This is a genomic window from Paenibacillus sediminis, assembly GCF_017873765.1.
Classification (GTDB): domain Bacteria; phylum Bacillota; class Bacilli; order Paenibacillales; family Paenibacillaceae; genus Paenibacillus_AG; species Paenibacillus_AG sediminis.
The window spans coordinates 159449-174769 of sequence record NZ_JAGGKP010000006.1 but is presented as its reverse complement, the minus strand read 5'-3'; the positions used below and the strand labels follow the sequence as shown (position 1 = coordinate 174769).

The 15321-nt window shown below is 44.8% G+C and carries 15 protein-coding genes, 1 rRNA gene and 1 riboswitch; of the genes, 12 read left to right on the top strand and 4 right to left on the bottom strand.

Annotated elements, in window-relative coordinates:
• Nucleotides 1–94 (top strand): 5S ribosomal RNA (rrf, locus tag J2Z20_RS12900); the annotation flags it as partial.
• A gap of 78 nt (nucleotides 95–172) precedes the next feature.
• Here rrf and katA read toward each other — a convergent pair.
• The 3 genes from katA to J2Z20_RS12885 all read right to left on the bottom strand — a co-directional run bounded on the left by katA (nucleotide 173) and on the right by J2Z20_RS12885 (nucleotide 4934).
• Nucleotides 173–1636, bottom strand: coding sequence for a catalase KatA (gene katA, locus J2Z20_RS12895; protein WP_209850804.1), 1464 nt, complete (start codon nucleotides 1634–1636; stop codon nucleotides 173–175).
• 135 nt (nucleotides 1637–1771) lie between these two features.
• On the bottom strand, nucleotides 1772–2986 hold the full coding sequence (locus tag J2Z20_RS12890) for an MFS transporter (RefSeq protein ID WP_209850801.1): 1215 nt from the start codon (nucleotides 2984–2986) through the stop codon (nucleotides 1772–1774).
• A gap of 124 nt (nucleotides 2987–3110) precedes the next feature.
• Nucleotides 3111–4934 (bottom strand): ABC transporter substrate-binding protein, encoded by a 1824-nt coding sequence (locus J2Z20_RS12885; protein ID WP_209850798.1) that lies wholly within the window; start codon nucleotides 4932–4934, stop codon nucleotides 3111–3113.
• A gap of 207 nt (nucleotides 4935–5141) precedes the next feature.
• On the opposite strand from J2Z20_RS12885, the gene J2Z20_RS12880 reads away from it, so the two are divergent.
• Genes J2Z20_RS12880 through J2Z20_RS12865 form a run of 4 tightly spaced genes read left to right on the top strand, consistent with a single transcriptional unit; the run spans nucleotide 5142 to nucleotide 9496 of the window.
• Nucleotides 5142–6362 (top strand): MFS transporter, encoded by a 1221-nt coding sequence (locus J2Z20_RS12880; protein WP_209850795.1) that lies wholly within the window; start codon nucleotides 5142–5144, stop codon nucleotides 6360–6362.
• Nucleotides 6363–6415: 53 nt separating this feature from the next.
• Entirely contained in the window at nucleotides 6416–7153 is a 738-nt protein-coding gene (locus J2Z20_RS12875; protein WP_209850792.1) for an acyl-[acyl-carrier-protein] thioesterase, read from the top strand.
• A 17-nt stretch (nucleotides 7154–7170) separates the two neighbouring features.
• Nucleotides 7171–9303 (top strand): DNA topoisomerase 3, encoded by a 2133-nt coding sequence (locus tag J2Z20_RS12870; RefSeq protein ID WP_209850789.1) that lies wholly within the window; start codon nucleotides 7171–7173, stop codon nucleotides 9301–9303.
• Between the two features lie 55 nt (nucleotides 9304–9358).
• Nucleotides 9359–9496 carry a hypothetical protein gene (locus J2Z20_RS12865; RefSeq protein WP_209850785.1) on the top strand — a complete coding sequence of 46 codons (138 nt, stop codon included), beginning with the start codon at nucleotides 9359–9361 and terminating at the stop codon, nucleotides 9494–9496.
• Between the two features lie 55 nt (nucleotides 9497–9551).
• Here the strand turns inward: J2Z20_RS12865 and tlp are convergent, their stop codons facing one another.
• Nucleotides 9552–9776: a small acid-soluble spore protein Tlp gene (gene tlp, locus J2Z20_RS12860; RefSeq protein WP_209850782.1), complete on the bottom strand. Its 225-nt coding sequence runs from the start codon at nucleotides 9774–9776 to the stop codon at nucleotides 9552–9554.
• A gap of 217 nt (nucleotides 9777–9993) precedes the next feature.
• Here tlp and J2Z20_RS12855 point away from each other — a divergent pair, with 217 nt between their 5' ends.
• The 7 genes from J2Z20_RS12855 to purS all read left to right on the top strand — a co-directional run bounded on the left by J2Z20_RS12855 (nucleotide 9994) and on the right by purS (nucleotide 15321).
• Nucleotides 9994–10263, top strand: coding sequence for a DUF1294 domain-containing protein (locus J2Z20_RS12855; RefSeq protein ID WP_209850780.1), 270 nt, complete (start codon nucleotides 9994–9996; stop codon nucleotides 10261–10263).
• Between the two features lie 41 nt (nucleotides 10264–10304).
• Entirely contained in the window at nucleotides 10305–10739 is a 435-nt protein-coding gene (locus J2Z20_RS12850) for a universal stress protein (protein ID WP_209850778.1), read from the top strand.
• A 141-nt stretch (nucleotides 10740–10880) separates the two neighbouring features.
• A riboswitch (purine riboswitch) is annotated at nucleotides 10881–10982 on the top strand.
• 157 nt (nucleotides 10983–11139) lie between these two features.
• Nucleotides 11140–11625 (top strand): 5-(carboxyamino)imidazole ribonucleotide mutase, encoded by a 486-nt coding sequence (gene purE / locus J2Z20_RS12845; protein ID WP_209850774.1) that lies wholly within the window; start codon nucleotides 11140–11142, stop codon nucleotides 11623–11625.
• On the top strand, nucleotides 11622–12800 hold the full coding sequence (gene purK / locus J2Z20_RS12840) for a 5-(carboxyamino)imidazole ribonucleotide synthase (RefSeq protein ID WP_209850771.1): 1179 nt from the start codon (nucleotides 11622–11624) through the stop codon (nucleotides 12798–12800). Before purE ends, purK begins: the two co-directional genes overlap by 4 nt.
• Complete coding sequence (gene purB / locus J2Z20_RS12835; protein ID WP_209850768.1) at nucleotides 12797–14092, top strand: adenylosuccinate lyase; 1296 nt, start codon at nucleotides 12797–12799, stop codon at nucleotides 14090–14092. Before purK ends, purB begins: the two co-directional genes overlap by 4 nt.
• Nucleotides 14093–14161: 69 nt before the next feature.
• Nucleotides 14162–15037, top strand: coding sequence for a phosphoribosylaminoimidazolesuccinocarboxamide synthase (locus J2Z20_RS12830; protein WP_209850839.1), 876 nt, complete (start codon nucleotides 14162–14164; stop codon nucleotides 15035–15037).
• Nucleotides 15038–15075: 38 nt separating this feature from the next.
• Entirely contained in the window at nucleotides 15076–15321 is a 246-nt protein-coding gene (gene purS, locus J2Z20_RS12825) for a phosphoribosylformylglycinamidine synthase subunit PurS (RefSeq protein ID WP_209850765.1), read from the top strand.

Here is a 15321-nt window from a genome sequence, read left to right as displayed (position 1 = left end):
TCCACGCGTACCCATACCGAACACGACCGTTAAGCCCTCCAGCGCCGATGGTACTTGGACCGAAGGGTCCTGGGAGAGTAGGACGTTGCCAAGCAAAAAACCACTGTTGATGAATATCGGCAGTGGTTTTTTTGTTGCATTTGCAATATTTATGATACGACAATTTGATTACTTATACCCCTTGCGGTACTGATAAACCAAGACCTTCTGCAATACGCTGCCCAAACTCTGGATCTGCTTTATACCAATGTCCAATTTGACGATGTTTAATTTCGTCCTTCTCAACAGGCTTCATCGAACTGACGATGTTCTCAACCAGACGTTCACGTTCTTCTTCGCTTAATAGACGATACAAGTCACCAGGCTGAGTATAATGATCGTCATGATCATATCCTACACTATTAGCTTCACCAGATACCTCGAAAGGAAGCGGCTTATTCTGAGGTGATTCTGTTGGTCCACCCAAGCTGTTTGGTTCGTAATAAACAGAACCGCCTCCATTGTTATCGGCTCGCATTTGTCCATCACGCTGATAATGATGTACCTCTGCTTGTGGACGGTTGATTGGCAACGTATTGTGGTTGGCGCCGACGCGATAACGATGAGCGTCCGAGTATGCGAACAGTCGGCCTTGCAGCATTTTATCTGGAGAAGCTTCAATACCAGGCACAAATGATCCAGGAGAGAATGTTGCCTGTTCAACTTCAGCAAAATAATTTTGAGGGTTTCGATTTAGTACCATACGGCCTACTTCAATTAATGGATAGTCTTTCTGCGACCATACTTTCGTGACATCGAACGGATCAAAACGATACGTATTCGCATCTTCAAGCGGCATAATTTGAACGTACAGTTTCCACGCAGGGAAGTCGCTGTTTTCTATAGCATTAAACAAGTCCTCTGTATGATAATCTGGATTTTCACCTGCTAGCTTAGCAGCAAGGTTGACATCAAGGTTCTTAATACCTTGTTCTGTTTTGAAGTGGTATTTCACCCATACGGCTTGACCTTCCGCATTCACCCATTTGAATGTGTGGCTTCCGTAACCATTCATATGTCTAAAGGTTGCAGGAATTCCGCGGTCAGACATAAGGATTGTTACTTGATGTAAAGATTCAGGAGACAAGGACCAGAAATCCCACACAGCGTTAGGATTTTTCAAGTGCGTTTGCGGGTGACGTTTTTGAGTATGGATGAAGTCAGGGAATTTAATGGCATCACGAATGAAGAAAACAGGGGTGTTGTTGCCGACAAGGTCATAGTTGCCTTCCTCTGTATAAAATTTCACAGCGAAACCACGAGGATCGCGTACCGTATCGGCCGAACCTAGTTCACCGGCAACGGTAGAAAACCGAATGAAGAGTGGAGTGCGCTTACCTACTTCTGATAGAAATTTAGCTTTTGTAAACCCGGTGAGGTCATTGGTTACTTCGAAATAGCCGTGTGCACCTGCCCCTTTAGCATGAACGACACGCTCAGGTACGCGTTCTCTGTTGAAATGGGCTAATTTTTCAAGTAGGTGGACATCCTGTATAAGTGTTGGACCACGTGAACCGGCTGTCATGGAGTTCTGGTTATCCCCAACGGGAGCACCCCAGCTTGTAGTAAGAGTTTTGTTATTTGTACTCAAATACATCACCTCTTAAAAATGGATTTTATTACTATATTTACAAGATAACGATTTACAAACAAATAATCAATCCTTTTTAAAAATAATTATAAATAAAAGAAGGCCGCCGTTGAGTTAATTTCAACAGTAGCCTTTTCTGTTTTAAGATATCTTCCACAGCCGAGTGAACATGTATATGCCGAAGAGAGTAATATTGAATACCGCGGATATCAGAAAGATAGAATACGTGCCCCACCATAAAACGATCCATCCCGAAGCAAACACGGCAATCGGCATCCCGGTTCTAAACAGCATTCCTGTAATTCCAGCGATTCGTCCCATTAGCCGTGCAGGGGACTGCTCTTGGCGGAACGTATAGACGGAAATATTATATAGAGCACCCGCTAGTCCGTACATGAACAATGCGAATATGAAGGTTGCTAGATTATGAGTGAGAAAGAAGAGCGCATAAGACAGTCCGCATAGTAGTGTTGAAAGGCCAAATATTTTTCCAAGACCTAATCGGCTTCTAAGTTTGCTAATCAGCAGACTTCCAAGTAAACCGCCAAGACCAGTCATGGATAAAATAGCGGCAAGCATTGAGGACTGAAGATGCAGTACGTCTTTAGCCAAGAAAATGATGGTGGTGCCGACTACCGTCGTTGTACAGTTAAACAGCATAACGAAGACGGTTACGAGCAGCAGCAATTTTTGTGAAAAGAAATGAACGAACCCTTCCCGAAAAGCCTGCACAAAACTCGTTTCATTGCCATGCGCGGGACGCTCCGATTCAAAGGGCAGGCGATTCAAAATAATGAGGGATAGAATATAGCAACCAGCCGTCGTCCAAATTCCATATGCCATATTCGTGAATAAGAGAAGAATGCCTGAAAACGCCGGACCCATAATACTAATTAACGTATCCATAAATGCAAATTTAGCATTTGCTGAAGTCAGCTGCGATGGAGCAACGCTAAGTTTGACCATACTGACCTGAGCATTGAAAAATCCGTAATTGAACGTCATCAATAAGAACCCTAACGCATAATAGACTATAAGAATATGGATGTTCATTTGAAAAAGATACCCGAAAATAAAAAGTAACAGCGCCTGAGAACCAACCATCCACATGACCCATTTTTTCTTATTCACCCGATCAACGAGGACTCCGATAAGGACAGCAAATAAAAAGTTAGGCAAAAGCTCTGCCGTTCGCATCGATGCCACGGATACAGAGGAATGGGTAATATCGTACATCATTAACGGCAATACAATTTCATACATCTTGTTACCGACGGTAAGTAACAGCACACTGCTTAAAAGTAAGGTGAAGGGTCTACTTCTCCACAAGGAAATTTGACGCTCTGCTATAGACAATTGAAAAGCCCCCTTAAACTAAATAAGATTAGATTTGCTCTCATTTTAGCCGGGGGCACGTCATATAAAAATGGCAAACATGAATACGACAATTTCCACTTTTAGAATAACAGCAGTAAGCTATCTATTTACCCATTAAACTCTCATGTTTGAACCATATATCTTTGAAATCCACCCACCCTTTCGCATTCACTTTTAATCCCTGTAATACTGGGTGAGCTGTCACACTGACACTTTTATTGACTAAGAAAATAATGGCAGATTGATCTTTTAATTCGTTTTCAATAGTTTGAAGATATTGATATTGTTTTTCTTGAAGTGGCTCCGTTGTAACCTTCTTTAATAGATCGTCTATAGAAGACTTAAGACTTGGATGCAAATGATTATTTATAAAACTGTACGTTGACTTGTATGATTCAATGAATCGGATCAAGCCTTCGCTAAGCGCAATTTCAAATAGAATCATGTCCGCTTGTTCCTTCACTTCAGGCATGAGCAGGTCTCTCCATGAAACGATGTTGACGTCAATTGATATTCCGTGCTTTGCGTACTCACGCTGCAGCCACCATGCATCCTGAGCATGACGAGGGTATGTGACAAGCGTAAGAACTTCTCCTTGATAAGCGGATTTTCGAAGCTCTTCTAGAGCATATTCATAAGTCCACTTAGGATCTGATGGTACAGATTTATTCGAAATATTCGGGAATCCAAAACCGTCAGCAGGTGAAAGTCTCGGCTCTCCAAGCTCATCAATAAGCTGCTGTCTGTTAATGAGATAATTAAGTGCTCTGCGAAACTGAATATTTTGAACAATTCCAGGTTTATTCATATTGATTGTTAGCACATTACATCCGGATATCATCTCGTCCTCATTCCAGCGGGAATCGGGAGCTTGATCTGCTTCGCCGGTATGGACAAGTAAAACATCGCTGGCAGATCCCATAACGAAAGGTTCAGCGGCTTCCGGAATGACAATGATTTCAATGTGGTCGATGAATGCTCTGCTCTGATAATAACGATCAAACGCCTCGATGATGCAAATTTCGTTCGTATATTTGACGACCCGATAAGGTCCCGAACCGACGGGCAATCTAGATTGTGATTCTGCTTGGCTGGCACTGTGTATTTCCTCGTATACATCTTGCGGGACGATGGATGCAGGTGAATAGCTTAAATATAGAAGGAGCAGATGGTTTGGTTTATGCAAATCAATCTGGACCGTGTATCTGGACAAGATCGAGATGGACTGAACATCTTGGGCGAGCCAGCTCTGGGGAGAATGACTTAGCCTCTCCAAGCTGAACTTTACGTCATCCGCGATTAATTCTCTGCCATGGTGGAACTGCACTCCTTTTCGCAAATAAAAAATCCACTGTGTCGCTTGTTCGTTGCTAATCCAATCATGGGCGAGTGCACCGATAAACTGTTGATGATCATAGTCATAATCGATTAATGTGTTAAACACTTGCTTAATCATGTGATTGTCCAGCGAATAATAGGAATGAACGGGATCAAGCGTATGAATAGGGCGGTATACCGGCAGTCTGAGCGATTCAACGTATTGATAATCTTCATTGTTCACCTGATACCCGAAGTAAGCTGACATAAAGCTCATAAACCGATTCTGGTCATATATTCCGTCTCCGAACTGTTTAATAAGCTCAAAAGCCGCTTCAATTTCTCCCTTATGTACAAACGCTTCAGCCTCGCGCTCCAATATTTCTGCTGCATCCGCAAGGAAGGTCAATTGAGAAGTATGGCCTCTGCCCCGGCCAGAAACAAACTGCACCCATCCGAGATCGATTAGTTTATGAATAATAATTTTGGCGTTCTTCGGTGTGCAATAGAGCGAATTTGCGATTTCATCCATCGTTACGTGAAATGGATATCTCTCTATTTGAGTGGGAAATGACTTTCTTAACTGAAGGTAATCTTGTACGAGCCGCATCTCTTGCTCCCCTAACACATAAAGTCAGTAGATTGTTATCTTCAATGTAACACATTTTATTTGCTCGCAGGATAGAGAATAAAGAGGACCCAAGTTCTAGGCATATTCTTTTCTTGGCAGTATTAGGGGAGAGGAGTATGATCGAATGTAGTGAGTTCGTCTTTCTAACTTATATAGGATAAAATATGAATGTTGGGCAGGTGCGTCATGGAGACAACAACAGCGAAAGTGGAGACAGAAGCGAATAGCGACTCAAACAGCCGCCAGAAGGCATTATTTATTGTTGTCGTATTTCTTTATTGGTTCTCAACGTATATTTACGTTCCGATACTGTCGCCGTATATTGAGCATTTAGGAGCTTCCTATACCTTCCTTGGTATGGTGCTTGGGGTGTACGGCTTAATGCAAATTATATTTAGGCTTCCGCTTGGCATTTGGTCTGATTTCTTAAATAGACGCCGCCCGTTCATTATGCTCGGCATTATATCAAGCGGGGTTAGCGGATTTGCATTTGCGCTGACGGATCAGCTAGGCTGGGCGCTCTTTGCCAGAGCGTTAGCAGGCATTGCCGCTTCAACGTGGGTCGTATTTACTGTAGCCTACTCTGGTTATTTTGCTCAGGAGGAAGTCACAAAGGCGATGAGTGTCATGCAGTTTACGACTGTCATCGCTCAGCTTACGAGCATGATGATCAGCGGTTATTTGGTCGATACATGGAACTGGAAAGTACCTTTTATGCTGGGTGGTATCATTTCGGTGATCGCGCTGGTGCTTTCTTTTTATATGAAGGATAGGCAAGAAAGTACAAGGGCAGCGATGAAGCTTAAAGACTTGGTCCCGGTTATGCGCGAACCGATGTTGTTTAAGGTGTCATTTTTGTCCATTCTGGCACACTGTATTTTGTTTATTACGATGTTCGGATATACGCCGAATCAGGCCATTGCCCTCGGGGCTAGTAAAAACGACCTTGCATGGCTTACCCTGTCGTTTATGGTGCCGCATGCGCTGACGACATTGTTCGCAGGCAAATATTTTGTGCAGCGTTTTGGCGAACGGGCTACGATTGTGCTTGGGTATATGGGAAGCGCAGTTTTCACATTTTTTATTCCTGCGGCCCACAGTTTCTTATGGCTTTGTATTACCCAGATTTTTAATGGTCTATTCCAGGGACTTATTTTTCCGCTTCTGCTTGGCAAATCGGTTGAACATATTGAACCGGAGAAGAGAGCAACAGCAATGGGGTTTTATCAGGCGGTGTACGCGGTCGGGATGTTTATAGGCCCATTCGCAGCCGGATGGGTCAGCAACCAGTGGGGCCTTGCTGTCGGTTTTAGATTAGCGGCGGTTGTTGCTTTCTGCGCGAGTGTACTGGCATTTTACTGGATAAAGCGGAAGAGCAAAGGCCCTGTTTCCGTTAGTGAAAGCTAGAATCAGAATTTAATTTAGATAAAGTAGAGTCAATCTCATAGGAGTTGGGGAAGATGAGCAGCAACATATGGACAGAAAAGCATCATATTGAATCAGAGGATGTCGATTTTAAAGCGGATTTTTGCTTGTCTAAACATCTTGAGGTGTTCCAAAGAGCTTCCGACCGGGATATGGAACAGCTCGGCGTCACACGGGATCATATGATAGAGCTTGGTCTTGGATGGATGTTGATTACGTTAGACTTGGAATTACACCGGATTCCGAAAGTGTTCGAGCATGTGAGTGTAGAGACGTGGAGCAAGGGATCGAAAGGTGCCATGTGGCAGCGCGATTATTTGATGCTTGATGAACAGCAGCAGGAGACGGCGAAGGCTCGGTCGATTTGGGTGCTGGTTGATATTGAAAAACGCAGAATCGTTCGCCCCTCAGCATTACAGCAAGAAGTTCCTTACAATACAGAGAAGTCTTTAGGAGAACCACCCGAAAAGGTAGCAATTCCAGAAGAATTGGAACTGCGCCCTGCTTATTCAATGACTGTAAAATACAGCGGCATCGATATTAACGGACATCTTAACAATGCCCGCTATGCAGATCTATGTTATGATGCATTGACAGCTGACGAACTTATAAATCTAGAAGCTGCAAGATTTCAAATTACTTATGTGCATGAAGCGCGTCTCGATGATGAGATTATTGTGCTTCGCTCAGAGATGCACGAAGGACGGATTTATTTCCGCGGGGAAGGACAAGACGGAAATCATTATTTCGAGGCTTGTCTGACGGTACGATGAAAGAGAAGGAGTAAAGGATGAAGACATTAGTATTAGCGGAAAAACCATCTGTCGCCCGTGAAATTGCGCGCGTCATGGGGAGCCGTGAGAAGCATAAAAGTTATTTTGAAGGACCGAAATACATTGTTACTTGGGCACTAGGTCATCTTGTTGGACTTGCTGAGCCTGAGGATTATGATCATAAATATCAGACTTGGTCGTTAGAGGATTTACCGATTTTACCGGAAAAGATGAAGCTGAAAGTGCTGCGCGAGACGAATCATCAGTTCAAAGCGATTAGTCAGCTTGCGAAGCGCCAGGACATCGATGAATTAATTATTGCAACCGATGCGGCGAGAGAAGGGGAGCTGCTGGCAAGGTGGATTATGCAAATGCTTCGCTGGAACAAACCGTTTAAGCGGCTATGGATTTCGTCACAGACGGATAAGGCGATTCGCGAAGGGTTTGCTTCGCTCAGACCAGGCTCACAGTTTAACCGACTGTACGAGTCCGCTCGCTGCCGTGCGGAAGCAGACTGGATGATTGGGCTTAATGTGACGCGAGCGCTCACTGTGAAATATAATGCGCAGCTGTCGGCAGGACGGGTGCAGACACCGACGCTTGGCATGATTATGGACCGTGAGAATGAGATCCGGCAGTTTAGATCAGAGGAATATTATACGCTGCGCGGGAACTTTGGCAGCTTTGAAGCAGTATGGCGCGGCGCTAACAACGATTCTCGTATATTTGATGCTGAACAGGCTAAATCATTGCGTCAGAAGCTGGAAGGCCGCTTAGGCAAAATTGTTAAAGTGAAGAAGAGCGAGAAAGTGGTGCCCCATCCGCTCGCCTATGATTTAACAGAACTGCAGCGTGACGCCAACAAACGGTTCGGCTTCTCTGCGAAGCAGACGTCCAATGTTCTGCAGCGGCTATATGAGCAGCATAAGCTAGTCACATATCCCCGGACAGATTCTCGTTACTTAACCTCTGACATGGTGGGCACGCTGAAGGAACGGCTTGAAAGTGTAGCGGTAGGGCCATATGCTGCTGCCATTCGTCCGCTCCTTCGTAAATCTCTTCCGATTACAAAACGTATTGTGGACGACAGCAAAGTGTCCGATCACCATGCGATTATTCCGACGGAACAGACGGTCATTTTAAATGCGCTAAGCACCGAGGAACGTAAGCTGTATGACCTTATCGTGCGCCGATTTATCAGCTTGTTCTATCCGGCTGCTAAGTATGACGCCGTGAATGTAACCGTAAGTGTGGACGGCGAAAGCTTTCATGCGAAAGGAATAACCGTCAAGGATCAAGGCTGGCGAGCGGTATATGAAGGAGAGCAAATGGAAGAATCGGATGATGATTCCGCGGAGGATATGACTGAAAGCGGCGTAACGCTTCCCGTTCTGAATGAAGGGGATTCCGTTAAGATTGAACGGATTGCTGCAATCAGTGGACGAACGATGCCTCCCAAACGTTATACCGAAGCGGCTCTGCTTAGTCAAATGGAGAAGCACGGGCTAGGTACACCGGCGACAAGAGCAGATATTATTGAAAAGCTTGTCAGCTCAGACACGATTGAACGGCAAGGAAATATGCTGCTTCCAACGGGCAAAGGAATTCAGCTTATCGAGCTAGTCTCACCTGAACTGCGTACTCCGCAGCTAACCGCAAGATGGGAGGCAGAGCTGGAGAAAATTGCGCGCGGAGAAGGTCGTCCAGAGCCGTTTATTCGTGGTATTCGGAAAATGGCTGAAGAGCTGGTATCCGGCGTAAAAGGGAGCAGCGCTTCGTATAAGCCGCACAATGTCTCAAACAGTCATTGTCCGGATTGCGGGGAGAGATTGCTCGAGAAAAAATCGAAGCGCGGCAAAATGCTCGTTTGTCCAAATCAGGAGTGCGGTTATCGCCGCTCTGCTGAGAAACGTCTGTCTAACCGTCGCTGTCCGCAGTGCCATAAGAAAATGGAGCTGAAGGAAGGAAAAGCAGGGATGTTCGTTCAGTGCATTACTTGCGGAATTACGGAAGTATTGAATAAGGATTCGCAGCATGTCAACAAGCGTGAGCAACAAAAATTGATGAAACAATATGCGAAGCAAGAATCGATCGGTTCAAACTTAGGTGATCTGCTTAAAGCGGCACTTGCTCAGAAAGATCAAGATTAATCAGGCATAAAACGTCTAAAATCAAGGGACTCTATCGCTAGGGAGGTGATCGATCGTGCCGCATAATAAGTCACTAAAGATCAGAGACCAGCAGAATAAGTCCAGTATTCTTGAAGAGAACAGGACGATTCGTTCCAAGAAAGCGACGAAATATCCGCCTAGTTTGAATGGAATTCCTAAAGATCAGTCTTAATAGTAATGCCATATGTGAAGAAGCAGGAGTCAGCTGATCTCCTGCTTCTTACATATTAATCCTTCTTAGCTTGCGCCTCGTCTTTGATCTCACTCCGGAAGGCATCAACGCTGTTTAAACGTCTAGCGTTTTTATCCTCAATCGCTTCCCGCTCTTCTGATGAAATTTCATCTCCAAATTCATTCAAATAATCTTGTGCCTCATGAAAATTTTGGAGCGTGTTCTGCACGCTGTGAACCAGCTTCTCAACATTATCCTCTCGATTGTCGGGTTTAGCCATTCATCATACCTCCTAGTTGTAAAAGAACAAAGTTATGCTCATAACGGCTAAAATTCGAAGCCGCCTGATGACACATTAATAAGTGTCTCAAGCTAGTTCAAGACTTATTCATGAAAGCACTGTATTTATTGGTTCGGCAGTTTTATAATATAAATATAGGTTGGCAATATAGGTTATTGAATCAAAAGGTCCTTGAAAAGGGGGTGCCTTGCCCAACTTGCAGAACGGTCTTATTTTTTGGTTTATTTGTATGAATGCAGTAGGCTACTTAGTGATGTCAGAGGATAAGAAGCGTTCCCGTTTCAAACGAGAACGTGTCTCAGAAAGGACACTTTTTTTGCTGGCAGCGATTGGGGGTGCACTTGGCGTCTTAATTGCGATGTATCGTAAAAGGCATAAGACAAGGCATCTTAGTTTCCGATTAGGGATACCGATGTTGCTCTTTTTAAATGCAGTATTGTATGGATACTTTTGGATGGCGAATTGATTAGGTTACAATTCAAACGACAACGAGAGAGGTGCTTTCACATGTTATTTTCTAAAATTGTCATTGCTTACGATGGCTCGAAAGCTTCTAATAAAGCGTTTGATAAAGCGATTGAACTTGTAAAAGCAGAGCCTGGCGCGCAGCTCTATGTCGTTCATGTGCATGACTATCAACGTGGATATATTGGGGAAATACTTGCTCCAATTCCAGCTTCCGTGATTAAAGAGCTTAATGATGCGGCGGTTCAAATCGTAGAAGAAGTGAAACAGCGCGTTAAAGACGCGGGTGTTAATGGTGTAGTGGATATGATTCAAGGTTCGCCGGCAGAAGCGATTTTGAACTATGCCAAAGAGAAAGACGCTGACGTTATTGTTATGGGCAGCCGGGGGCTCGGAACGATCCGAGAATTTGTGCTCGGCAGCGTAAGTCACAATGTCGTTCAACATTCGAAAATCCCTGTACTCATTATGAAATAATATCTTGTTTAACATAAGAGGAGTGCTTTGTTAAGGTAAAGCACTCCTTTTTATTGTTTAATAAAAAACGAACATTATTAAATGTAAAAATATGAATGTTCGTGTTTAGGTTGACATGAACGTGACGTGATTGTTAAACTGTTTATAAAGATATACTAATCTCGTATAAATTCGGGGATATGGCCCGAAAGTCTCTACCCGAAAACCTTAAATTTTCGGACTACGAGGGAATGCCTATAGAATGGAGGGGCTATGCCTGTGCACACCCTTTTGTTTTGTACACTTTTCTTACACAAAGTAAGCTGTATTCCCAGTCCGATATCGTGAAAATACGTGTATTTTCATGGGGTCGGACTTTTTTCATGTATAAATAAAGACTTGGGAGAAAGTAGGTTGGAACATGACAATTCAGGTTGGTGTCATTATGGGTAGCCAGTCCGATTGGGAAACGATGCAGCATGCTTGTCTGATTCTCGAGGAACTAGGTATTCCTTATGAGAAAAAAGTAGTATCAGCACACCGGACGCCAGATCTCATGTTTGAATATGCAGAGCAAGCAGAAGGCCGCGGTCTGAAAGTGATTATTGCAGGGGCAGGCGGCGCAGCACATTTGCCTGGGATGGTCGCTTCGAAGACGGTACTTCCGGTCATTGGCGTCCCGGTCAAATCAGCAGCGCTAAATGGACTTGATTCCTTATTGTCGATTGTACAAATGCCGGGAGGCGTTCCTGTAGCAACTGTCGCGATTGGCAAAGCAGGGGCAGTGAATGCTGGGCTGCTGGCAGCGCAAATATTGGCTACTTCAAATCCGGATGTTAGAAATCGGCTTCAGGAACGTCGCAGCAGAATTCGCGAAGAAGTGCTGGAAAGCAGTGATTTATTATGATACATATTGATGGCCGAGATCATGTGCTGATGCCGGGTTCCACGATTGGCGTATTAGGCGGCGGGCAGCTTGGACGAATGATGGCTTTGGCAGGAACGAATCTAGGGTATCGTTTTGTAACGCTTGATCCAACTCCAGATGCACCGTGTGGGCAAGTCGCTCAGCAAATTACAGCTGCGTACGACGATATCGAGTCAGCGAAGAAGTTAGCGAAGCGGTCAGACGTCATTACGTATGAGTTCGAAAATGTCGATTCGAACGTCGCTGCACTGCTAGAAAAGGAGTCTTATGTTCCACAAGGCAGCCGCCTTCTTTATACGACGCAGCACAGGCTTCGTGAGAAGCGGGCGATCGAAGCAGCGGGAGTTAAAGTTGCACCATATGCGGAAATCCAAAGTGAAGATGATTTACAGCTAGCAGTCGAGCGACTTGGAATACCGGCTGTTCTCAAGACTGCCACTGGAGGATATGACGGAAAAGGACAATGGGTAATAAGGTCGGAAACGGAAATAGCCGAGGCGTACAGCACGCTTGCTAAAGCAAGTACTGAGCTCGTGCTGGAGCAGTTTATCGCCTTCGAACGTGAGCTGTCGGTCATTGTCGCACGCAGTCCTCGGGGTGAATTGAGTACTTTTCCCGTATCGGAAAATATTCATGTGGATAACATTCTTCATATATCGATTGTTCCAGCAAGAATTCCCCAAGAGATTCAGAACAGGGCGCAGCAGCTAGCGGCGCAAGTTGCCGAGTCTATGGAAGCGGCAGGGCTTCTGGCGGTCGAAATGTTCCTGACAGGTGATGGAGAACTCTATGTGAATGAGCTCGCTCCAAGGCCTCATAATTCTGGGCATTATACAATGGATGCTTGCGTCACATCGCAGTTTGAACAGCACGTACGTGCGATATGCAACTTGCCGTTAGGCAAGACTAACCTATTAACACCTGTTGTCATGGTTAACATTCTTGGTGAGCATTTAGAAGCCGTGGTGGAGAGACTTGGAACAAGTGACGATACGGCTGATCGGCTGGGTGTTGTTCCTAAGCTTCATCTTTATGGCAAGAAAGAGGCAAAAGAGAAAAGAAAAATGGGTCATATTAACCTCCTGTGCCGTGATGTGGAGGATGGACTCGATTGGATTCATGAAACTAATATTTGGAGGAAAATAAACAGATGATCGAACGTTACAGCAGGCCGGAAATGAGAGCAATTTGGACTGAAGAAAATAAATTTAAAGCATGGCTGGAAGTAGAATTATGCGCTTGTGAAGCTTGGGCTGAGCTTGGCGTCATTCCGCAGGAAGATGTAAAACGGCTTCGCCAAAATGCCAAATTCGACATTGACCGCATCTACGAAATTGAGCAGGAGACGCGCCATGATGTCATTGCATTTACACGTACCGTATCCGAAAGCCTTGGAGAAGAACGGAAATGGGTTCATTATGGACTGACTTCGACAGACGTTGTGGATACAGCTCTAGGTTATTTGCTTAAACAAGCGAATGACATTTTGGAGAAAGATATTTTGAACTTCATTGAAATTTTGAAAAACAAAGCGATTGCTTATAAAGATACCGCGATGATGGGTCGTACACATGGCGTTCATGCTGAGCCGACAACGTTTGGCCTTAAAATGGCGCTGTGGTACGAAGAAATGAAACGTAATTTAGAGCGTTTCCGTCATGCGGCTCACGGCGTCCAGTTCGGAAAAATCTCGGGTGCCGTTGGTACATATGCCAACATTGATCCGATGGTCGAACAGTTTGTATGCGAGAAGCTTGGCATTAGCCCGGCTCCGATCTCGACACAGACGTTACAGCGTGATCGTCATGCGGAATACATCGCGACAATTGCTCTAATCGCAACGTCACTAGATAAATTTGCAACTGAAATTCGTGCACTTCAGAAGAGTGAAGTTCGCGAAGTAGAAGAAGCTTTTGCCAAAGGACAAAAAGGTTCTTCCGCAATGCCTCATAAACGCAATCCAATCGGTTGTGAGAATATTTCAGGTCTTGCGCGTGTGCTTCGCGGTTATGTCGTGTCCGCTTACGAAGATGTAGTACTTTGGCATGAACGCGACATTTCGCATTCTTCGGTAGAACGCGTTATTTTACCGGATGCAACAATGTTGCTTAACTATATGCTGAATCGCTTTGGAAACATTGTGAACAACTTGACGGTATTCCCGGAAAATATGAAGCGTAATATGAGCCGTACGTTCGGCGTACCATTCTCAGGCCGCGTGATGACGAAGCTGATCGACAAAGGTTTTAGTCGCGAGCAAGCGTATGATACGGTGCAGCCGCGTGCGATGCAAGCATGGGAAGAACAACGCCAATTCCGTGACATTGTTGAAGCGACGCCAGAAATTACAGCTGTGCTTAGCCCGGAAGAAATTGAAGATGCATTTAATCCAAGCTGGCACTTGAAACATGTAGATACGATTTTCAAAAAGCTTGGCTTAATTTAAATAAGTACTCATTTAATAGAGTAAATCGCTCAAGGGAGAGGAGAGTTTTACATGGAATCGAAAGCAGCTATGGCATTATCGACTGCAAAACCGTTTGTAAATGCGCCGCTCGTTTATAAGGGTAAGGTGCGGGAGCTGTACGACCTTGGTGAACATTTTTTGATGGTTGTAACGGACCGCATTTCCGCATTTGATTACGTGTTAGAGCCTCCTGTTCCTGAGAAGGGAAATGTGCTCAATCAGCTCAGCAAGTTTTGGTTTCAGAAGACAGCTCATCTTATGGAAAATCACGTTGTGCACACGGATGTAGAGCTTTTGGGGTCTGTCATCACTGATAAAGATATGATGAAAGATCGCATCATGGTGACGAAGAAAGCAGAGCGTATCGACATCGAGTGTGTAGTTAGAGGCTATATTACAGGAGGTGGGTGGCGGCAGTATCAGCAGAGCGGCTTGGTTAACGGTATTAGGTTGCCAGAGGGCTTGCGAAAAAACGAACAGCTGCCTGAGCCTATGTTCACGCCTGCTGCTAAAAATGACGTCGGCCATGATGTAGACATTACGTTCGAGCAGATGCAGAAGCTCATTGGAGAGCAGCTAGCAATCGAACTTAAAGAGAAAAGTTTGAAACTGTACGCATTCGCAAGTGAATATTGTGCCGAGCGAGGTATTATCGTTGCTGACTGCAAGTTCGAGTTTGGCGTTATAGACGGCAAAGTGATTTTAATCGATGAAATTTTTACACCGGACGCTTCGCGCTTTTGGGCGAAGGATAACTACTTGCTGGACGTTGAGATCGACAGTATGGATAAAGAACCGGTAAGAACGTATTTGGCATCATCCGATTGGGATAAAAATAGTCAGCCAAAGCCGCTGCCTAGGGAAGTGGTAGCAGAGACAACGCGGCGCTATACCGAAATATATCAAAGGCTTACAGGTCAGTAATCATATCATTCACCATCTCGTGGGGAGGAACTTGAACAATGATTAAAGCGACGGTCTATGTCACCATCAAACAAAGCGTATTGGATCCGCAAGGGGTTGCGGTGCGAGGTGCACTGCATTCTATGGAATTTACCGAAGTAGAGGGCGTTCGTATCGGCAAATATATGGAGCTGACGCTGAACACGAATGACCGAAATGAAGCAGCGGAGCGTGTGACCGAAATGTGCGAGAAGCTGCTAGCCAACACGGTTGTCGAAGACTACCGCTTTGAATTGGAGGGGTAA